Genomic DNA, 19686 nt, shown 5'->3' with positions numbered 1-19686 from the left:
CCCATGCTTGATAAGATTCATGCTGTGAGGCTAATGCATAGCATACTGAAAACAGAGATGTTGCGCAATAGAAAAATATGATATTATAACACAAAAATAATTATTTGTCAATATATAAATCGGTGAACTTTTTCGGCTAAACATAAATATGAGAATTGCATTTTGCCCCTTTATAAACGTTTAGGATATAATAATGGGAAAATCAGTTTTGGAGTTGATGCAGCTTGGAGACTTTTCTTGCCGTACTGTTAATTCTGGGGCTGATCGCGGCCTCCAACATCGTGAACCGGTTTATCCCGTTTGTGCCAATTCCGCTGATTCAGATTGGACTGGGCGTTATTGCTGCACTGATGCCCACGGGAATACATATGACCTTTGAGCCTGAGCTGTTTTTTGTATTATTTATCGCTCCACTGCTATTCAATGACGGCAAGCGGACACCCCGCGATGAACTTTGGAACCTTAGAGCGCCCATTCTGCTGCTGGCGCTGGGCCTTGTCTTTGTCACCGTCTTTGTTGCGGGATATGCGATCCATTGGATGATACCCTCGATTCCACTGGCGGCGTCGTTTGCGCTGGCGGCCATTCTCTCGCCGACCGATGCGGTGGCGGTAGGCGCCTTGGCCGGAAGGGTTCATTTGCCGAAGGGCATTCACCGGATTCTGGAGGGCGAGTCATTGATGAATGACGCCTCCGGTCTGGTGGCCTTCAAGTTTGCCATTGCTGCTGCGGTTACCGGGGTGTTCTCCCTGCCCAAAGCAACGTTCAGCTTTATCCTCATCGCAGCGGGAGGGCTGCTGCTGGGGGCGCTGCTGTCATTTTTGCTTATCCGGCTCAGCGTGCTCATCCGCAGATTAGGCATGGAGGATGTTACCGTCCATGTGCTGCTGCAGATTCTTACTCCGTTCATTATTTATCTGATCAGTGAAGAAGTCGGCGTATCCGGCATTTTGGCCGTTGTTGCCGGCGGTATCGTATATGCCATCGAGAAAGACCGGGCAGTATCTCCGCAATACAAGCTGCAGCTTGTGTCAGCGAGTACCTGGTCGGTGCTGCTGTTTATCCTGAACGGGATGGTCTTCCTCATTCTCGGCATCTCCGTTCCCGATGTAGTTGAAGTCATCTACCGGGATGAAACGCTGAATAACTTTATGGTGGCCGGCTATGTGCTCGCAATTACGGCGCTGCTCATTGTACTCCGCTTCCTCTGGGTGTATGTCTATTCGCTAGTAGAGAGCCGCAGGCTGAAGACAGAGAAGTCACCGCTCAAAACACAGCTGATTATCTCGATCTCAGGCGTCCGCGGAGCTGTAACCTTGGCCGGTGCCTTCTCCATTCCACTGGTTGCTGGAGATGGTTCCCTGTTTCCGGAACGGGATTTAATCATTGCGCTCGCGGCAGGTGTTATTCTCATGTCGCTGGTGATTGCCAGTATCTTTCTGCCTATCCTTGCGGGAAAAGAAGAGGCCGTTGACGAAACCGTCCAGCCGCAGAACACGGAGCTTGCAGCCAGATCGGTGGTGATTGATGCAGGAATGACCATGCTGCGGAGCTTGACGACGGAGAATCCCGGCTCCCCAACGCAGCCTGCATTGCTGGAGTTCACTGACAAGATCGACAGACTGTGCGCTCCCCAACCGGAAAATGATGTGGCTACGGAGCGCTTCCGCCGGCTTGGCGTTGAAGCGCGGCTGAACGGCCTCGATGCGGAACGGGCAGCATTGCGGCGTATGCTGGAGCAAGGTCAGATTGAATCTCCGGTAGCAGTGAAGATGGAAGAGCTGCTGGATCATACGGAGGCCGTTCTGTGCCGGCGGTTCGATACACAGGTCAAATTCTCCCTGACAGAGATTCAACGCTTATTCTCGGGATTGTTCACCGGCCGTTTTAACGGTGAGGAAGGAAGGCGGGCGGTTCAGAATGCCGAGAGTGCCCGGAAAGCGAAGATCGCGATGTGCCAGGCCGCCGTCTCAGCGGTCAGTGCCGGGATGAGCGAAGAAAACCGCCAGGCTTCGCAGCGGGTTATTGACAAATATGAGCGGCTGGAGTCACGGCTGGAGCAGGGGGAAGGCTGGAGCAAGGATGGCGTAATCGACGATGAGAAGCTGGAGCTGAAGCTGAAGGCGATTCAGGAGCAGCGCGACACGGTGCAGCAGATGTACCAGAACGGAGCGATTAATCTCAAGGTCGCCGGCAAGCTGCGCCGGTTCGTGGATCAATTGGAAACATCAATCTGGGAGGATTAATAAATGGGCGAAATCACTGCGAGCGGGCTGTTGTTTGAAGAAATCGGGGAAGCGCATTTGGCTGAAGTACTGGATATATATAATTATTACGTGTTGAACACCACAGTTTCTTTTCATACCGAGCCGCAGAGCCTGCCGGAAATGCGCCAGTCGGTGCTGAGCGGCGATCCGCGGTTCAAATCCTATGCCATTATGCAGGAAGGCGAAATGTTGGGTTATGTGCTGATTGCCAGACATAAGAATAAGCAGGCCTATGATACCTCCGGTGAAATCAGCATCTACCTGAAGCCGGGCTGCGGCGGCCGGGGATTGGGCGGCCATGCGCTGCGCTTTATCGAAGAGCGGGCCGCGGAGCTCCGGTTTCATGTACTGGTGGCTACGGTGTGCGCCGATAACGAGCCGAGCCGCCGGTTGTTCGTGAAGCATGGATACGAGCAGAGTGCCCTGTTCAAAGAGATCGGCAGCAAGTTCGGCAGATGGCTGGATATTGTCAGCTATCAGAAGATCATTGGGCAGCTGCAGTAAATATCCCATATACCCAAAAGTCCGCCTGCGGCAAGGAAGCATTCCTTGCCGCAGGCGGACTTTTTATGCGCTGTAGACCAAGCAGCTCTAGCTGAGGCGCCCCTGTTCTAGTCAAAGCTATAGGTGATCGGTACGGGGAGCCTCTTTCCTGCGCGTGTCTACTTGTTCTTCCGGCGGAACATTTGTCCAAGCACTTCACTGAGCACAAGTCCCGTGGCGATCGCTCCCGAGAGCAGCAACGCCTGTACGCCGATCTGAATCGCCTGGTTATTGTCGTTCTCCACGAATTTGCGCATAGCGTCATACGCAAGTCCCCCCGGGACAAGTGGAATAATCCCTCCGACGCTGAAGATAATGACCGGCATCTTGAAGGAACGGGCAAAGAATTGGCTGATGACGCCGACGACTACGGTTGCCGCAAAGGTGGCAATAACCGTATCCCATCTTTCATCAAGCTCCAAATACAGGATCCAGCCTACCATTCCGGCCAAGCCGCATTGCAACAGCGCGCGCCGCGGGGCATTGAACAGAATGCAGAAGGATGCAGCGGCAATAAAGCTGGTTATCAGTTGCAAAATCATGAATTGCTACCTCTTTCACGTGGGTTAAAAAAGCGACAGCACAAGTCCGATGCCAGTCCCGATCGCAAACGCAGTCAGGAATGCATCGGCACCTTTGGAGAGGCCGGAAACCAGATGCCCAGCCATCAGGTCACGCACCGCATTGGTAATGAGCAGGCCCGGGACCAGCGGCATGACGGAGCCGATGATAATCTTGTCCATTTCGCGGCCAATGCCAAATTTGACGGAGAAGAACGCGAACAGTCCGATCAGGAATGAGGCGGTAAATTCAGCGAAGAATCGGATCTGTACGAGCCGGTGCAGATAGGTTGCAGCGGCGAAGCCAAGCCCCGACACCAGCAAAGCCGGAAGGGCGTCCCACAGACTCCCCTTGAACATTACTGTGAAGCAGGCTCCGGTGAGGGCAGCTGCGGCGATCTGCAGCCATGCCGGATAGGCATGTGCGGCATCGTCCACGACGCCAAGGCGCTCGCGGGCTTCTGCCGCGCTGAGCTGGCGTTCGCTCAGCCGGCGCGAGATGTCGTTGACCTCCGACACCTTCTGCAAATCGGTCGTCCGCTCGGCAATCCGGAACAGCTTCACCGGTTCGGTTCTGCTGGTTGTGAACATGATGACCGTTGGCGTCACGTAGCTGTGCGCCCCGGGAAAACCGAGTGCCTCCGCCATACGCATCATGGTGTCCTCCACACGGTAAGTTTCCGCACCGCTCTGCAGCATGATTTTACCGGCCAGCAGGCAGAGGTCGATAATTTCATGCGTGGAAGTATTGCTGTTATTGCTTGTGCTATCCAACTTCTTTCGATCCTCCCCGGGAATGTTATATATTCGATTGTCGCCGCAATACCTGAAAATATCAACCCTTATTCTTTTAATTTATTTTTTAACACTTTATTTGTAGTGTCCTCCGATTTTGCCGGCCCGATCCTTAATTTGTCCTGCATCGGTGAAAGACGCAGCCCGGCCGATAATCATATCTCCATACTTGTTCTTGAGATTGTCGGTAGCCCGTTCAAGCTCGCGGTAACGGGGGCGGGATTCGAACAGTGTCAGCTGGTACTCACTTTCGTCGGAGAGCGTGGAAAGACTGAGGTTGACCCTGCGTACGGGCTGGTTGTCCCAGTGCCGCTGGAAAAGCTCTACGGCTGCTTCATAGACCAGATTGGTGGCATTGGTGGGGTCGTTCATTACGGTCTGGCGGGAGAAGCCGGTCGGCATCTCAAAGCTTGCACCCTGGCAGCCGACAGACACGACCGCGCCGTTCACCTTGAGGCTGCGGCAGCGTCTGCACACCAGCTCGGATAGCTCCAGCAGAATCGTCTTGATTTCCTTCAGTGTGCGGTAGTCCCGGGGCAGGGTCATCTGGTGCCCGACACTCTTGGGTGGAACCTCGTGGGTATGCGGGTTTACGGGACTGTCGTCAATGCCGTTGGCAATCCGCCAGTACAACTCGGCGTCTATATCGCAGTTCTTGCGGAATTTCTCGCGCATGCGCCACTTCAGCTCGGCCAGCGGCAGCTGGGCCACATGGCCAATGGTCGTAAGCCCCATGCTATGGAAATGGGCGGACATCCGGCGGCCGACCATGAACAATTGCGAAATCGGCAGCGGCCAGAGCAGGGTGGGCAGCTGTTCGCGGGTGAGTGTAAACCGGCCGCCTTCGTTTTTCTTGGCCCACAGATCGCAGGCCATCTTGGCAGTAACCTTGGAATAGCCGATGCCGATGCGCACATACACGCCTGTCTCCTGGCGGACGGTATCCTGGATCGCGGCCGCGATGGACAGCGGACTGCCGAACAAGGCGGAGCTGCCGGTGACATCAATGAACTGTTCATCAATGGAATAAGGCTCTACGAGATCACTGAAGCTGCGCAGAATATCGGTGATTTGCGAGGAAACGTTGATGTAGTGCTGCATACGGGGACGGACGACCACAAGCTCAGGGCATTTCGCCAGCGCTTCCTTTAAGGTCTCGGCAGTGGTAACGCCATGCTCTTTGGCTAAGGGGCAAGCGGCAAGTACAATCCCGCTGCGTCTGGCCGGATCGCCGGCAACGACCAGCGGTTTATGGCTGTAGAGAGGATTGGCAGCCTTCTCGACCGAGGCATAGAAGCTCTGGCAATCGGATAGCATAATGACACGATCTCTGTTCATAGGTTCACACTCTCCAGGTAAGCGGCTGAATTTGACCTTATTATAATACGAACATATGATCGTGTATATGCATAGTTATTTCCATTCAGTCAAGAGGCTTATTTTTCGAGCGTACATAACCCCGTGGCCACTCCGCCCGAAAAGATCGTCAGAATCGAATGCAAGAAGGTTTCCTTGGAGATCAGCAGGCCACCCGCGCCAATAATCAGGAAATCCGTCAGAAAAATAATGACGCCGACATTGAGCGGAATATAGCGTTTCATAAACTTGGCGAGCAGATCCGTTCCACCCGTGCTGGCCTTGAAGCGCAGCATAATTCCGAAACCGCTCCCCATTAGAAAGCCGCCGAGAATGGCGCTGGAGATGGAGCCGAGCTCAATATAGTACAGAAAATGGTACTGGAGCGGTCCGAGGAATTCAATGAAAAACGAGGAGGTGAGCAAACCCAGTACGCTGTTATAGAAGATGTCCCGTTCTTTAAGCCAGGCAAGCAAGAAAATCGGCAGGCTGCACAGGACAATGGCCAGTCCAATTTTTGCGCCGGACATATAGTTGATGATGAGGGCGATGCCGATGATTCCCCCATCGAGAATTTTGTAGGGGACCAGAAAAAAATTAGTTCCTGCAGCAATCAGCAAACTTCCCAGCAAAATAATGGCGTACCTTGCACTTGAGCGCATATTCTTCAACATCTCCACGTTTAGGCATGTCTTAATGAATATGCTTAGAAATGGGAAAAAATAGCTGCAAAGCAAAAAATCCTGCTTGCGCAGGATTAGGTGGGACGGGGATATTACTAAACCAAAGCAGGCTCCGGCTTTTTGAGCTGCAGCGGCGGAGGTACCAGCCAGCCCTTCTTTTTATTCAATTTCAGCACAGCCATTCCTAAAGCGGCCATTTGCGCATGATTTTTCATGAACATGGCCCCGATATCCTCACGGATGGAAGTCCCCATAATCTGGCTGCATACGACTAGGCTTAGGGAAACTGCGCCAGCAAGGGAAGCGGCGATTTCCGGATCGGAGAAACGGGCTCCGGCAGGAATCTCCTCGAGCTTAACGGAGGGGCGGTCGGGCAGTGCAGGGGGCGGTGTGAAGCCATGGGTTTTCAGCAGCTTGTCGCAATCTTTTATTTCCTGCTGCGACTGGTCCATGAGATCATCAATTATTTTTTTCAGATCCTGATCGCCAGCGTGATAATGAAATGCCTGTAAGGTGGATAATGACATCTTGGCGGTAGCGGAAAATTGCCATAGATTAAATATTTCGCCATAGTGCAGCGGTTCGTCTTTGGGATTGCCGTTTAGAACTCCCATCGTTGCAAAACTCCTTCACTGATAAGGTGGTGAAACGTGAAGTTAGGTTGTCCGGCATCCTCTGTTTTATTCGAAGGAAGGGTTGATTTAAGCAATAAAGACTTGTACAGGACAGCCAAACAATATATATTAATAGTAAATATTACGATTAAATACATAAAGTCAGCAAGGCGGGTGAAGGTTGGATGGACTATACATATAAAGTGCTGGAGAGCGATATTGATTTACTGGCGGCCGCGCTGTCAGAAGTCAAGGTAGCGGTCGCCGTGAAAGAAATAAAAGATGATATTCTGGAGTTTGGCGGGCAGATTAGAGAATACACCCCTAATTGTGTCCGTATCGGGGAACTGTCCTACAGCCGGGAGTTGTATGAGTTTCGTGCTCTCGCTAATGAGTGATTCGGCTTACCGTGAATAACGCTTGCGGAAGCGCAGCGGTGAGATGCCGACTTTGCGGGCAAAACGCCGTGAGAAGTAGGCAGCGCTCTCGAAGCCTGTGCGCTCCGCAATCCCGGAAATGGGGATCTCTGTCTTGAGCAGCAGCAGCTTGGCCTGCTCCAGGCGGTAATCCGTCAAATATTCCATCGGCGTCAGCCCATAGACGCGCTTCATGCACCGGGCGAGATAATTATAGTGAAAATGGAGGGCATCCGCGAGCGAGCCATTGGTGAGCGCCTCTGCGTAATGGTTGCGGATGTAGGCTTCCGTCTGCTCCGCAATCTCGGCAGCATGGCTGCCTGCAGCGTCCTGCTGCGCAAGATCCATCATCCGCAGCATCTCCTCAAAGATCCGCTGTTGCTGCCATACCGCGCTTGACCGTCTGTCCCGGCTCAGCTGCAGGAGCAGCTCCGCCTGCCCGCTCCGCTCAAAGGGGTCCGGGAGCGGACCGAATTGCGGTACACGGATCGTGTACGGATGTGTGAGAAACTGCTGGAAATGTGCTTCACGGCCGGCATACACCGGATCACCCACGGCTTCAATCCATTCCCCCACCGTGTGAAAATGGATCCATACAAACGTGGTGATCTCCTCGCAAGGTTTGACAGCGTAGTGATAACGGTCTGGCAGCAGAAGCAAAGTGTGCCCGGCCGCAACCTCCCATTCTTTCTCATCTTCGCCAATGAACAGGGTGCCCTGTTCTACAATAATCAGATCGAATTTCCCCATACGGTTGCGGTTCGGGTGCTGATCCCCCGGCTGATATACGGTGCGGTCGCATTCCAGAAAGTAGGGGAACGGGGGAGCAGCCAGATGGATATAAGAAGGGCTGAATGTCATGATTACTCCTTTCAAAGCGAATTGTCGGCAGCCTGCAGTTCTGGTGTCATTCGCAATCTTGAGTGTGAAATAGTACAAAAACAGGGTTGCTTATGATTGTATTTTTTATTTATTCTACCCTCTATAATTGCTAATAGCGAGAACGAAATATAGCGGAGGGGAAGAGGCAAATGAGCAGAACTATTAAAACGCAGCAGACAGACAAGCAGCAATCGGTAAAGATTCAGGATGAATTCTGGGGAGGTTACATCAGGCTGGCGCAGGATGTAGTCATTCCATACCAATATGAGGCGCTGCATGACCGGGTACCGGACGCAGAGCCCAGTCATGCGATTGCCAATTTCGAGATTGCCGCAGGGCGAAAGGAAGGAGAGTTTCACGGCTGGGTGTTTCAGGATAGCGATGTGGCGAAGTGGCTGGAGGCAGTAGGTTACTCCCTGAGCCTTAAGCGTGATCCCATACTGGAGCGGCAGGCAGATGAAGTTATCGGCCTGATCGGCGAAGCGCAGCAGCCGGATGGATATCTCAATACCTATTTCACAATCAAGGAGCCGGGCAAACGCTGGACCAATCTGCAGGATTGCCATGAGCTGTACTGCGCCGGACATTTTATCGAGGCTGCGGTTGCGTATTATGAGGCTACAGGCAAAGACAAGCTGCTAAATATTATGCGCAGGATGGTCGATCATATCGATTCGGTCTTTGGACCGGAGGAAGGCAAGCTGAAGGGCTATGACGGGCATCAGGAGATTGAACTGGCACTAATCAAGCTGTACCGTCTTACAGGTGAAGAGAACTATCTGAAACTCAGCAGCTTTTTTATCGACCAGCGCGGCCAGGAACCGAATTTCCTGCGGCAGGAGTGGGAGAGCCGGGGGCGGATCACTCACTGGAGCGGGCAAACTGACCATCTCGATCCAGCCTACAATCAGGCGCATATTCCGGTCCGTGAGCAGAGCGAAGCGGTAGGGCATTCTGTACGTGCAGTCTATATGTATTCAGCAATGGCTGACCTTGCGATGCTTAAAGATGATGACACGTTGCGCGATGCTTGTGTGAGGCTGTGGAACAACATGACAGATAAGCAGATGTATATTACAGGGGGGATCGGTTCCACCCATCATGGGGAGGCGTTCACCTTCGATTATGATCTGCCCAACGATACGGTGTATGCGGAAACCTGCGCTTCCATCGGCCTGATCTTTTTTGCCCGGCGGATGCTGGAGTTAGCCCCGGAAGCCCGGTATGCGGACGTGATGGAGCGGGCGCTCTATAATAATGTGCTGGGGTCCATGGCGCAGGACGGCAAGCATTATTTCTATGTCAATCCGCTTGAGGTATGGCCGCAGGCCTGCAGCTGCAGTCCGGGTAAACATCATGTGAAGGCGGAGCGGCAGGGCTGGTTCGGCTGCGCCTGCTGTCCGCCCAATGTAGCCCGGCTGCTGACTTCGCTGAACCACTATATTTACACGGTTCACGGGGACACACTGCACACTGATCTGTACATTGGCAGTGAATGGAAGGGTATGCTTGGCGGAACGGAGGTTAATGTTACCCAGGAGAGTAATTACCCATGGGAAGGTAAAGTGTCGCTGAAGGTTAATCCGGCAGAAGCTGCGGAATTCGGCATTGCCTTGCGGGTCCCTTCCTGGAGCAGCGGCATGGAGATCAGCATCAATGGTGAAGTGCTGGATCCTGCCGCAGGCCGGGAACTGGGATACCGGGTGATCCGCAGAGTGTGGTCTGCCGGGGACACCATAGAGGTAAGCATTCCGATGGAAGCGCACCGTGTCTATGCCCATCCCGAGCTGCGGGCTGATGCGCAGAAAACTGCTATTCAGCGGGGACCGCTTGTCTATTGCCTCGAGGCAACCGATAATAGTGAGCCGCTGAGCTCTATCTCCCTGAACGAGACAGGCGAGTTCAAAGAGGTCTTTAAGGACTCGCTGCTTGGCGGAGCCGTAGTCGTTGAAGGAACCGGCTTCCGTGTCAATCCGTCCGGCTGGAGCGGAGGGCTGTACAGCAGGGAGAAAGCACCACTGGAATCCGTTAAGGTTACAGCTGTCCCTTATTATCTGTGGGGCAACCGCGGCAGCGGAGAGATGAAGGTGTGGATACCGGAGGGCAAGGCTTAAGCTGCAGCTCGTTATCTAAAAGGAAAGCAACCCAAATGCATCCCGCAAGTATGGCGGATGTATTGGGTTGCTTTTTTTAGAATATTGTCCTTGGGTTGATGGTAACGGCATAACTGTATCTTTTTGCAAACCGGAAAGTGAGCTTCCCACAAAAAACAGGCCCCGTCATTTTGCAAAGACGAGGCCTGTTTAATAAACAAGGGTTAACATGTTGTCGCGGCAGCTATTTAGCCCAGCTCAACTACCACTTGGTGCACTGCACCGTCGCAGGCAGGAGCGATGATGTTACCTACTACAGCGGCGCCGTCGAGAGTGAGGCTGGCAACGCCTTTAGAGACATGGTTAGGGTTCTTAATAGTGATTACATAAGTATCTCCACGGAAGACGCGGGTGATTTCGAATCCGTCCCACTCAGCAGGGATACAAGGATCTACTTTCAGACCGGCGAAATCAGCCTGGATACCGAGAATGGATTGGGTAATGGCTACATAGTTCCAGGCAGCGGTACCCGTCAGCCAGGAGTTTTTCGCTTCCCCGTGGCGTACGGCATCTTTACCAGCGATCATTTGCGAGTACACATAAGGTTCCATCCGGTGAATTTCGCTGATGTCTTCCAGGTAAGCCGGAGCGATTTTCTTATAGATATCGAATGCTCTGTCGCCGTGTCCAAGTACCGTTTCAGCAATCATGATCCATGGGTTGTTGTGGCAGAAAATACCGGCATTTTCTTTGTAGCCCGGCGGATACGTAGAAATTTCACCCAGGTTCAGGTAGTACTTGGAGTATGGCGGCTGCTGCAGCACGATACCATAATCTGTGTCCAGACGTTCCTCAACGGAAGTCAAAGCTTTGGCTGCTTGACCGTCTTCCACGCCGATACCGGCCATTACGCAAATGCCTTGCGGCTCGATAAAGATTTGGCCTTCTTCGTTTTCTTTGCTGCCGATCTTGTCGCCGTAGTGGTCGTAAGCGCGCAGGAACCAGTCACCGTCGAAGCCATGGGTTAGTGTGATTTCACGCATGTTGTCGATCTTGGCTACGGCATCCGCAGCAACATCGTTAAGTCCGCGCATGCGGCAAATTTCCGCATAGTCCGGTCCAACAAAGACGAACAGACCGGCGATGAAGACGGATTCCGCTACACGGCCTTCGATGTTGGCAGTCGTCTGGAACGATTCGCCTGGCTCGGTTGAGAAGCAGTTAAGGTTCAGGCAGTCATTCCAGTCCGCGCGGCCGATCAGCGGCAGGCCGTGAGGTCCGAGATTGTTGGTGACATGCTCGAAGGAGCGTTTCAAGTGCTCGAACAGGGTAGCAGTGTTGTCCGGGTTGCTGTCGAAAGGAACCTGCTCATCCAGGATGGATGTGTCGCCGGTTTCCTTAATGTAGGCAGCCGTTCCCAGGATCAGCCAAAGCGGATCATCGTTAAAGCCGGTGCCGACTTCGTTGTTGCCTTTTTTGGTCAGCGGCTGGTATTGGTGGTACGCGCTGCCGTCTTCGAACTGGGTAGCGGCGATATCCAGAATACGCTCTTTGGCGCGCTCAGGGATTTGGTGTACAAATCCGAGCAAGTCCTGGTTGGAATCGCGGAAGCCCATACCGCGGCCAATCCCGGATTCGAAGTAGGAAGCGGAGCGGGACATGTTGAAGGTAACCATACATTGATATGGGTTCCAGATGTTAACCATACGGTTCAGCTTGTCGTCGCCGCTTGTGATCTGATATTTGGACAGCAGGTTATCCCAGTGTGCAGCCAGAACAGCCAGAGCAGCATCCACTTGAGCGTCTGTAGCGAATTGCTCGATGACAGCCTGCGCCGGTTTTTTATTGATGACATTCAGGGATTCCCATTTCTCATCTTCCGGGTTCTCGATATAGCCGAGTACGAAGATGAAGCTTTGCTCTTCGCCTGGTTCCAGCGTGATTTCCAGTGCATGAGAGCCGATTGGCGACCAGCCGCTGGCTACGGAGTTGGTTGCTTCCCCGGCAGCTACTGCTTGTGGAGCATCGAGGCCATTATACATGCCCACGAAGGATTCGCGGTCGGTATCAAAGCCGGCGATTTCTTTATTTACAGAATAGAAAGCGTAGTGGTTTCTGCGCTCACGGTATTCTGTTTTGTGATAGATTACGGAATCCTTGACTTCAACCTCACCAGTGCTCAGATTACGCTGGAAGTTGGTCATATCATCCTGGGCATTCCACAGACAGAACTCGGCAAAAGAGAACAGCTTCACCGATTTCTTAGCAGATCCGGTGTTCTTCACAACAAGGCGGTGAACTTCGGCATTGTGGCCCATCGGTACAAAAGCGAGCTGGTTCACAGAAATACCGTTGCGTTCGCCGGTGATGGAAGTATAGCCAAGACCGTGGCGGCACTCGTAGAAATCGAGGTCGCGTTTGACCGGCATCCAGCCCGGGGTCCAGAAATCGCCGTCGTCATACAGATAGTAGTAACGTCCGCCTGTATCCAGCGGAATATTGTTATACCGGTAGCGGGTCAATCTTCTCATCCGGGCATCGCGATAGAAGGTGTAACCACCGGCAGTATTGGAGATAAGGCCGAAAAATTGCTCGTTACCGAGGTAGTTGATCCATGGGTAAGGTGTTTTAGGGGTGTTGATTACGTACTCTTTACGAGTGTCGTCAAAAGTTCCGAATTTCATAAGAGGAAAGTCTCCTTTCAATTGTGAACGCGCGTTTATAAAGCTGAGAAAAAATTCCCTCGGGGCAAAGGGATTTTCCTGCAAAACATTATAATGATTGCCACTCCTTAAAGAAATGCTGGTACATCCAGTGAAATGGTATACGCTGGACGGATGATGCAGCATTCTTGCAGGGAGCTTTACTTCTTCGGCGGCAGGCAGGAGTCTCTTTCGATTAGCCTGGCCGGGAAGCTGATGGTGCTAAAGGTCGGCTGAGCGGAATCGCACAGCTCGATCACTTTCTCGACAGCGGCCTTGGACATTTCGTAAATCGGCAGACGTACGGAGGTCAGCTTGGGATGAATGCGCGAGGCAAGCTGCACATCATCGAATCCGGCAATGGACATATCCTCAGGCACGGATACTCCGTGTTCGGAGAACGCTTCCATCGCTGAGATAGCCATGTCATCATTGGACGAGAAGAAGGCAGTCGGCAATGGGCCGCCGGACTCCAGCAGCTTCTTGACCTCTTCGTAGGCCTTCTCCTTCAGGAAATCACCCTGCAGAATGAAGTTCTCATTGAGCTGCAATCCATGCCGCTTCAACGTATCCTCGTATGCCATATAGCGTTCCCGTCCGGAGTACGTGTTCATTCGTCCGCAGATCATGCCAATCTCTTCATGGCCAAGGCCGATCAAGTACTCGATGGCTTCGACTGTGCCCTCATAGTCCTTGGAGTTCACAATGGCCAGATGATTACGGTCCAGATGCTCCGACATAATCTCCGAAATGTCATAATCGATCAGCACTAGCGGGGATTCAAGTCCAACCATTTCCCGTACGATATCAATATCCTTCTGGGTGCCGACGATAATGCCGCCGTCAATCCGTTTCTGCAGGAAAGCCTGCTTAACCTTCAGGAAATCGTCGGGAGAGTATACGGTATGAATCAGCACATAACAGCCGCGGGCATTCGACGTGTCGACTACGGCATCGACGAAAGGCGCGAAGTAATTGTTCTGATAGATCCGGGTTGCATTCTCCTTCTCGTTCATGCTGATGGCGAAAAGGCCGATCGTATCGGTCTTCTTGCCGGCCAGAGCCCGGGCAAAGCTGTTTGGCTCGTATTGATGCTGTTCAATAACCTTCAGCACCTTGGCCCGGGTCTCTTCAGGGACATTGGAATAGTTGTTGATCACGCGGGATACCGTACTACGGGATACCCCGGCGAGCTTAGCAATATCTTCGCTGCGCATAGTGCCCCCTTTAAATAAACGCGCGTTTATGAGTTCATTGTAAAATAAATCGCTACAGAAATCAATCACCAGACTAAAGAATTTTGCCTTGCGGGGAAGCTCTTTTTTAAGCTTCAACTAATTCAGTAGCTTCAATCACGCTATTATAGGCGTAGACAGAGAAACATACGGATAAAACAAACTGGATCAACCCCGAGGTTGCTCTATTTGTGTTCAGAATATGGATAGGATAGATAGTAAGTATCAAAAGGAAAAGTATCCTCAAAACATGTCTTGATATACGAACATTTGTTTGTTAGTATCAAGGTTATATTATCTTAAATCCTAAATCTGTAAAAAAAGGTGGCTGAACGACCTGGAAGCTGCCGCCATTGAGGGGAGTAAGTACAGGAATAAATATGTGGAGATGGTCGGGGATTACATAGAACATGCGCAACTGGAAGCGATAATGTTATAATGAACAAGAACGGAGATGTCAAGATGGAGCTACTTGATCCGCGCAATGATTTTTTGTTCAAGCGTATATTTGGCAGTGAAGAGAACCGTGATGTACTACTCGCTTTCCTTAACCGGACATTTGCTGAGGCTGGGAAGCCGCCACTAAGCGAGATCATTCTTCTTAACCCGTACACAGACAAAGATTCTCCTCGCGATAAGCAGTCTATACTGGACATTCGTGCCAGAACAATAGAAGGCGAAATCATTAATGTCGAGATGCAATTGTTTAATAAATATGATACAGAGAAGAGAACTTTGTTCTATTGGAGTAAACAATACTCCAGCCAATTACAGGAAAGCCAGTCTTATAGCCTATTGAAGCGTTGTGTGACTATTAATATCCTAAACTATACATTGCTGCCCAATGAGATGTATCATAACGTGTTTCATCTGCGTGAAGACCGGACCGGTATTTCGCTGGTTGAAGACATTGAAATTCATTTTTTGGAACTTCCGAAGCTGGATGAGCAAATCGTTTCGCTGGAGCAAGGCGGTCTTGCGAATTGGTTGCTCTTTTTGAAAGGCGCAGATCAATCCAAATGGGAGGTGCTGACAATGAATGAGCCTATACTAAAGAAGGCCATGAATACGCTGGAGTTCTTAAGTCAGAATGAGGAAGCCCGCAGACAGTATGAAGATCGCCAAAAATATTTACATGATGAAGCTTCAATGTATGAAACGGCGAAGACCAGAGGGTTCACTGAAGGTGTTGCTGAAGGAAAAGCAAAAGGAAAAGCTGAAGGAAAGGCTGAAGGAAAGGCTGAAGGTGAAGCTCAGGCGAAAAGAGAGATTGCGCGGAAGCTCCTTGGACTCGGCGTTGATCTGCCTGTAATCGCTGAAGCATCTGGCCTGACGGTAGAAGAAATTAAACAACTGAAGCCACTGCAATGAACATCTGCCATAGTTAGCTACAAGCACAAGAAAGCCTCTCCAAACTACGGAAGGCTTTCTTGTTTTGAGGTCCGCTTAGAATTTATCGAATTTTTCAACCCTAATGGATATGACTTCTCCACACTGTGTGAAGAGGGTAAGGATAAGTTTAGAGCCAAAGGAAAAAGGTTTGTTCATGGGTCTGACTACGTTTGGTTAGATTTAGAAGTTTCGAAGGATAATTTATCCATTCCATGATTTCTTCACACACTCTATTAACAATCAGGTGTTAAATTGAAGATATCCCCAGCTTGTATGTAGTATATACGTTCATGAACTCTTGACTCTGCCAGTTGCTGGCAGGGTCGTTTTTTAAATTATATGAATTTTTATATGCTTCACGCTATAAATTATCCGTTTCAGCTTGTTTATAGGTTTGCAAATCGACGTGAGATACTATGCGAGTTAGAAGTTTGTATAAGATTGCCGCAGAGAAAGTGCATTGAAAGCTGATGAAGACGTGCTACTATTGTGATTAGGATTATTGAGAATGATAATCAATCACAATGATGTATAGGAGTGAAGAGATCAATGGCAAGTTGGGGTCGAAAATGTATTTGGACAGCTGTACTTGTACTGGCAATGTCCGCTTTGGCGGCTTGCGGCACGAATAATAATGCTGCCGGAGGAAAAAACCTTCAAACAGAGAATGCGGCGAATCCAACCGCAGCAAGCAATACATCTACCGATGCAAGTACCGATACTCCAGCCGATAATGGCACAAGGACTGTCGTCGGGGAATTCGGAGAGGTTGAAATTCCTGTTAGTCCCAAGCGGGTGGCAGGGATCTATGTGGAGGATTACCTGAAGGCGTTAGGCGTTACCCCGGTCGTGCAATGGTATCATCCCAGCTGGGGCAAGCAGAATTATTTGAATCTGGATGTGCCGGAATACGATATTACCGGGAGCATTGAGGCATTGTTGGAAAAAAATCCAGACTTAATCATTGCCGACGGAGGAGCAGATGCAGCAAAATACGAACAATATTCCAAGGTAGCGCCAACCTACCGTCTGCCGGAGAAAGTGCTGCAGGATTCAAGACAAATGCTCACAGCTATCGCAGAGGTGCTGGGCATTCCGGAAAAGGGCGAAGCTGTACTTGCGGAGTATGACCAGAAGGTAGCAGATGGAAAAGCCAAGCTGCAGCAGGCGTTGGGGCAGGAGAAGGTAGCTGTAATCCGGCTTAACGTTGCCGAGAAAACCTTTGCGTTATTTGGTGTCAAAAACCGCTTTACGGGTGTAATCTATGATCAATTCGGTCTGACTCCCGTCCCTATGGCTGCGGAGATGACTGAATTTCAGTCCATTATTTCCGAAGAAGTGATACCAGATCTTGAGGCGGATCATATCATTGTATTCCCTGACAACGGAGGATGGGACACTGCGGAGAATGAGGAAGCAATCAAAATTCTTGATGGCCCGTTGTGGAAGAATCTGCCTGCGGTGAAGAACGGGAATATTTACAGAATGGAACGCTCCCACTGGCAATCCGGCGCGATTACAGCCAATTCGATGAAGCTGGATGATCTGCTGAAAGCAATGGTGCAATAAAACGCCAGGCAAACTGATAGACTAACCCCCCAAAAATAAACAGCGGCAGCCATGGACGAGAAATAAAGTCTGGACTGCCGCTTTTTTATTGAACTGTCGTTCCCGCTAGCGATACTTCTTACTCACTAAAAACTCAACAATAGGTAATGTAATCATTGCTAATCCTAATATCCCTAATAAAAAAATGTTCATTGTTTCATTTACGATTTCATCAGCAACTAAAGCTGCAAGTATAAAAAAAAGAAGAAGAAAGTAACTTATTTTCGAGCTTCTCTCCGTAATCTTTTTTCCTAACTCGTCATCCTCAAATATACCATCTTTGTCTGCCTTGCTTCCCCAGGTGATCATAGGAAAAAACATCATTAATAGCGTTGCGATTGTTATTATTTCGTTAAATCCAACGTCTTTTCCAACCATGACCTTATAGATGGTAAAAACCACCACAATTAGAGCGGCTGCCCCTACTGCGATTGCACCTATTTTTCGGGTGTTCATTCCTCTTCTCTCCCTTCATGTAAGAATAACTTATCGATTCTAACTCCTAAGTGTTTGGCAATATCAAAAGCTAATTGCAAACTTGGGTCATATTTGTTGTTTTCAATGGCATTTATGGTCTGTCTGCTAACATTGCATAAATCTGCTAACTTGCCTTGTGATATATCTTTTTGCTCTCGAAATTTTTTGATATGATTTTGCATTAAATTCCACCTTCTTCGTTAGATGGGTGTAAAAAAGTATTTACATATAGATTTTAAAATAACATGGTTAAAGTGTCAAACATCTTTTACACCTTTGAACAGCATGGTTGATAGGCTTTCATTTTTGTTTTACACTAAGGAAATGAAAATGATTCTCAATTAGGGGGCGGGAGAATGGCAGAACAGCTCAGTGAAAGCACTGAAAAAAAGCTGTTATACAGCTTGACTAACATAGAAGCAATAGCCCAATCCCCTGCGGGAAACGGACAAATGGCTGTGTTTCAGGAGCACACATTAATCATAGTATCGGAAGGGCAGGGCTGGCTCGAAGCGGAGGAAAGGCGTTATCCTTTGGACAAGGGCGCAGGCTTTCTGATTAAGGCTGGATCTATGAGCAGAATTCAGGCCGGAGAGCGGGGGCTTAGCTTTTACCGGCTTGCTTTTGAGGTTATCGGCACTGGGGATGGCAGACACCGCGGAAAGGGGAAATTGACCGGGAATGCCATGCTCCAGCCGGGTCTCTTAAGCTGCAGACCTTTTTCACAATGTGCACTGCTGCTGGATTCCATTTATCATAGCCGCAGGAGCCCCGATGACATCGAATGGTTCGCGGGTCATACCCGTTTTCAGGAGCTGCTGCTGCTGATCATGCGAGCCAATTCCCCGGCAGTTCAGACAAAGAATGATCATGAGGCGGTACAACGTTCCATTCACTATATGCAGGAGCATTACAGTGAACCGGTATCCGTCGACCAACTGGCAGAGATTGCAGGCATTGGGCGCGCGCGTTATACACAGCTTTTTAAAGAGATTACCGGCAGGATTCCCTTGGAGCATTTGAACGGCCTCCGTATCGAACGGGCGCAGCAGCAGCTGCTTCTGACCAAGGACCGGCTGCATGATATTGCACTGACTGTCGGCTATAGCAATGAGTATTATTTTAACCGGCGTTTCAAGGGAGCAGTAGGTGTTACACCCGGTCAATACAGGAGTCTTCATCAGGATGGGGTCCGTGTATTCGCGCCTTTTCTGGAGGATTATCTGCTGGCTTTGGGCATTACTCCGGTGGCCCAATATTGTCATGCCCAGTGGGGCAAGCAAGAGTACCTGGGTCTGGATCAGGTGCCGACGTTTGATATTTCCCGCGGAGATTGGTCAGAGCTTTCCCGTTACACGCCCGAGCTGATTATGCTGGATGACGGCTTTCAGCGCTGGCATTTGGGTGAGTGCCGCCAGATTGCTCCGCTGTTCAGACTCCCGTTCCACCAGGAAGACTGGCGTGCAACACTGCGTTCTGCAGCAGCTGTCTTCGGCAGAACGGAACATGTGCAGGAGGTCATCGGCCATTATGAGCAGCAGGCCCAGCAGGCGAAGCGGATCCTCAGCCGCAGCGTCCGGGGACAGACAGTAGCGTTACTCCGAATTTCTTCCTGCGGAGTTGCTCTCTATGGATGTGAGGGTCTGGGATATACAGCAAGCGTATTGCATGAGGATCTCGGGCTCCAGCGGCATCCGTTGGTCCGGCAGCTCACCCGGGGACAGAAGCGCGTGAGCCTAACAAGTGAAGAGTTGTCAGGCCTGACGGCGGATCATCTGTTCATTACTTTTGACCGGCAGGAAGGTGAAGGCCGGGAGCTGCTGGATACGCCGCTATGGAGAAGCCTGCCCGCTGTGCGCAACCGCAACGTGTACGAGGTGGATTTTATGGCCTGGATGAATTATGGTGTGCTTTCGCATCAGCGGAAGATCGAGGATGTGCTGCGGGTACTGGCGTAAAGAGCCGGTTACCTATGTGGGATAAGTTCATGAATGATTTGGCTCTGCCGGATGCGGCGGGGTCTTTTTTTATATCTAATTTTGATTGAATCTAGGCCATAGAAG

17 protein-coding genes are annotated in these 19686 nt (G+C 50.7%); 7 read left to right on the top strand and 10 right to left on the bottom strand.

Going from position 1 to position 19686, the window contains the following annotated elements:
- Nucleotides 1-224 precede the first annotated feature (224 nt).
- Together NYE29_RS30830 and NYE29_RS30825 are read left to right on the top strand one after the other, a co-directional pair.
- The gene (locus NYE29_RS30830) at nt 225-2246 is read left to right on the top strand and encodes a Na+/H+ antiporter (RefSeq protein WP_076112124.1); all 2022 of its coding nucleotides are present in this window, start codon (nt 225-227) and stop codon (nt 2244-2246) included.
- 3 nt (nt 2247-2249) lie between these two features.
- Nucleotides 2250-2771 carry a GNAT family N-acetyltransferase gene (locus NYE29_RS30825; protein WP_076112122.1) on the top strand — a complete coding sequence of 174 codons (522 nt, stop codon included), beginning with the start codon at nt 2250-2252 and terminating at the stop codon, nt 2769-2771.
- A gap of 158 nt (nt 2772-2929) precedes the next feature.
- Here NYE29_RS30825 and NYE29_RS30820 read toward each other — a convergent pair whose 3' ends face one another.
- The 5 genes from NYE29_RS30820 to NYE29_RS30800 all read right to left on the bottom strand — a co-directional run bounded on the left by NYE29_RS30820 (nt 2930) and on the right by NYE29_RS30800 (nt 6818).
- On the bottom strand, nt 2930-3352 hold the full coding sequence (locus NYE29_RS30820; RefSeq protein ID WP_076112120.1) for a threonine/serine exporter family protein: 423 nt from the start codon (nt 3350-3352) through the stop codon (nt 2930-2932).
- A gap of 24 nt (nt 3353-3376) precedes the next feature.
- A complete protein-coding gene (locus NYE29_RS30815; protein WP_340898866.1) occupies nt 3377-4144 on the bottom strand; it encodes a threonine/serine exporter family protein in 768 nt (255 codons plus the stop codon).
- 96 nt (nt 4145-4240) lie between these two features.
- Entirely contained in the window at nt 4241-5503 is a 1263-nt protein-coding gene (locus NYE29_RS30810) for a DNA polymerase IV (protein ID WP_076112118.1), read from the bottom strand.
- A gap of 98 nt (nt 5504-5601) precedes the next feature.
- Nucleotides 5602-6183, bottom strand: a complete 582-nt coding sequence (locus tag NYE29_RS30805; RefSeq protein WP_076112116.1) for a YitT family protein — start codon at nt 6181-6183, stop codon at nt 5602-5604.
- Between the two features lie 116 nt (nt 6184-6299).
- The gene (locus tag NYE29_RS30800) at nt 6300-6818 is read right to left on the bottom strand and encodes a DUF3231 family protein (protein ID WP_076112114.1); all 519 of its coding nucleotides are present in this window, start codon (nt 6816-6818) and stop codon (nt 6300-6302) included.
- A gap of 185 nt (nt 6819-7003) precedes the next feature.
- Between NYE29_RS30800 and NYE29_RS30795 the strand changes: the two genes are divergently transcribed.
- Nucleotides 7004-7216 (top strand): hypothetical protein, encoded by a 213-nt coding sequence (locus NYE29_RS30795; protein WP_038599512.1) that lies wholly within the window; start codon nt 7004-7006, stop codon nt 7214-7216.
- Between the two features lie 6 nt (nt 7217-7222).
- Here the strand turns inward: NYE29_RS30795 and NYE29_RS30790 are convergent, their stop codons facing one another.
- Nucleotides 7223-8110 carry a helix-turn-helix domain-containing protein gene (locus NYE29_RS30790; protein WP_340898864.1) on the bottom strand — a complete coding sequence of 296 codons (888 nt, stop codon included), beginning with the start codon at nt 8108-8110 and terminating at the stop codon, nt 7223-7225.
- A gap of 155 nt (nt 8111-8265) precedes the next feature.
- On the opposite strand from NYE29_RS30790, the gene NYE29_RS30785 reads away from it, so the two are divergent.
- On the top strand, nt 8266-10230 hold the full coding sequence (locus NYE29_RS30785) for a glycoside hydrolase family 127 protein (RefSeq protein ID WP_340898863.1): 1965 nt from the start codon (nt 8266-8268) through the stop codon (nt 10228-10230).
- A gap of 227 nt (nt 10231-10457) precedes the next feature.
- On the opposite strand, the gene NYE29_RS30780 is transcribed toward NYE29_RS30785, so the two are convergent.
- On the bottom strand, nt 10458-12893 hold the full coding sequence (locus NYE29_RS30780; protein ID WP_340898862.1) for a GH36-type glycosyl hydrolase domain-containing protein: 2436 nt from the start codon (nt 12891-12893) through the stop codon (nt 10458-10460).
- 179 nt (nt 12894-13072) lie between these two features.
- Nucleotides 13073-14128, bottom strand: coding sequence for a LacI family DNA-binding transcriptional regulator (locus tag NYE29_RS30775; protein WP_340898861.1), 1056 nt, complete (start codon nt 14126-14128; stop codon nt 13073-13075).
- Between the two features lie 480 nt (nt 14129-14608).
- Between NYE29_RS30775 and NYE29_RS30770 the strand changes: the two genes are divergently transcribed.
- Together NYE29_RS30770 and NYE29_RS30765 are read left to right on the top strand one after the other, a co-directional pair.
- Nucleotides 14609-15517 carry an Rpn family recombination-promoting nuclease/putative transposase gene (locus NYE29_RS30770; protein ID WP_445322228.1) on the top strand — a complete coding sequence of 303 codons (909 nt, stop codon included), beginning with the start codon at nt 14609-14611 and terminating at the stop codon, nt 15515-15517.
- Nucleotides 15518-16087: 570 nt separating this feature from the next.
- Nucleotides 16088-17107, top strand: coding sequence for an ABC transporter substrate-binding protein (locus tag NYE29_RS30765; protein ID WP_340898859.1), 1020 nt, complete (start codon nt 16088-16090; stop codon nt 17105-17107).
- Nucleotides 17108-17212: 105 nt separating this feature from the next.
- Here NYE29_RS30765 and NYE29_RS30760 read toward each other — a convergent pair whose 3' ends face one another.
- Both NYE29_RS30760 and NYE29_RS30755 read right to left on the bottom strand, forming a co-directional pair.
- Nucleotides 17213-17602, bottom strand: coding sequence for a hypothetical protein (locus NYE29_RS30760; RefSeq protein ID WP_340898858.1), 390 nt, complete (start codon nt 17600-17602; stop codon nt 17213-17215).
- Nucleotides 17599-17805, bottom strand: coding sequence for a helix-turn-helix transcriptional regulator (locus NYE29_RS30755; protein ID WP_340898857.1), 207 nt, complete (start codon nt 17803-17805; stop codon nt 17599-17601). The genes NYE29_RS30760 and NYE29_RS30755 overlap by 4 nt, the downstream gene beginning before the upstream one ends.
- A 174-nt stretch (nt 17806-17979) precedes the next feature.
- Here NYE29_RS30755 and NYE29_RS30750 point away from each other — a divergent pair, with 174 nt between their 5' ends.
- Complete coding sequence (locus NYE29_RS30750; RefSeq protein WP_340898856.1) at nt 17980-19581, top strand: helix-turn-helix domain-containing protein; 1602 nt, start codon at nt 17980-17982, stop codon at nt 19579-19581.
- Nucleotides 19582-19686 lie beyond the last annotated feature (105 nt).

Origin of the sequence: Paenibacillus sp. FSL M7-1046 (assembly GCF_038007405.1) — a bacterium.
Taxonomy (GTDB): Bacteria; Bacillota; Bacilli; order Paenibacillales; family Paenibacillaceae; genus Paenibacillus_AQ.
Note: the sequence above shows the minus strand (reverse complement) of the source record. Positions and strands in the feature narration are given on the sequence as shown.

What these genes read in the sequence shown, in the direction of transcription:
- NYE29_RS30825 (WP_076112122.1), top strand. Translation starts at nt 2,250, where the DNA reads ATGGGCGAAATCACTGCGAGCGGGCTGTTGTTTGAAGAAATCGGGGAA.
- NYE29_RS30820 (WP_076112120.1), bottom strand. Translation starts at nt 3,352, where the DNA reads ATGATTTTGCAACTGATAACCAGCTTTATTGCCGCTGCATCCTTCTGC.
- NYE29_RS30810 (WP_076112118.1), bottom strand. Translation starts at nt 5,503, where the DNA reads ATGAACAGAGATCGTGTCATTATGCTATCCGATTGCCAGAGCTTCTAT.
- NYE29_RS30805 (WP_076112116.1), bottom strand. Translation starts at nt 6,183, where the DNA reads ATGCGCTCAAGTGCAAGGTACGCCATTATTTTGCTGGGAAGTTTGCTG.
- NYE29_RS30800 (WP_076112114.1), bottom strand. Translation starts at nt 6,818, where the DNA reads ATGGGAGTTCTAAACGGCAATCCCAAAGACGAACCGCTGCACTATGGC.
- NYE29_RS30795 (WP_038599512.1), top strand. Translation starts at nt 7,004, where the DNA reads ATGGACTATACATATAAAGTGCTGGAGAGCGATATTGATTTACTGGCG.
- NYE29_RS30785 (WP_340898863.1), top strand. Translation starts at nt 8,266, where the DNA reads ATGAGCAGAACTATTAAAACGCAGCAGACAGACAAGCAGCAATCGGTA.
- NYE29_RS30780 (WP_340898862.1), bottom strand. Translation starts at nt 12,893, where the DNA reads ATGAAATTCGGAACTTTTGACGACACTCGTAAAGAGTACGTAATCAAC.
- NYE29_RS30775 (WP_340898861.1), bottom strand. Translation starts at nt 14,128, where the DNA reads ATGCGCAGCGAAGATATTGCTAAGCTCGCCGGGGTATCCCGTAGTACG.
- NYE29_RS30770 (WP_445322228.1), top strand. Translation starts at nt 14,609, where the DNA reads ATGGAGCTACTTGATCCGCGCAATGATTTTTTGTTCAAGCGTATATTT.
- NYE29_RS30765 (WP_340898859.1), top strand. Translation starts at nt 16,088, where the DNA reads ATGGCAAGTTGGGGTCGAAAATGTATTTGGACAGCTGTACTTGTACTG.
- NYE29_RS30760 (WP_340898858.1), bottom strand. Translation starts at nt 17,602, where the DNA reads ATGAACACCCGAAAAATAGGTGCAATCGCAGTAGGGGCAGCCGCTCTA.
- NYE29_RS30755 (WP_340898857.1), bottom strand. Translation starts at nt 17,805, where the DNA reads ATGCAAAATCATATCAAAAAATTTCGAGAGCAAAAAGATATATCACAA.
- NYE29_RS30750 (WP_340898856.1), top strand. Translation starts at nt 17,980, where the DNA reads ATGGCAGAACAGCTCAGTGAAAGCACTGAAAAAAAGCTGTTATACAGC.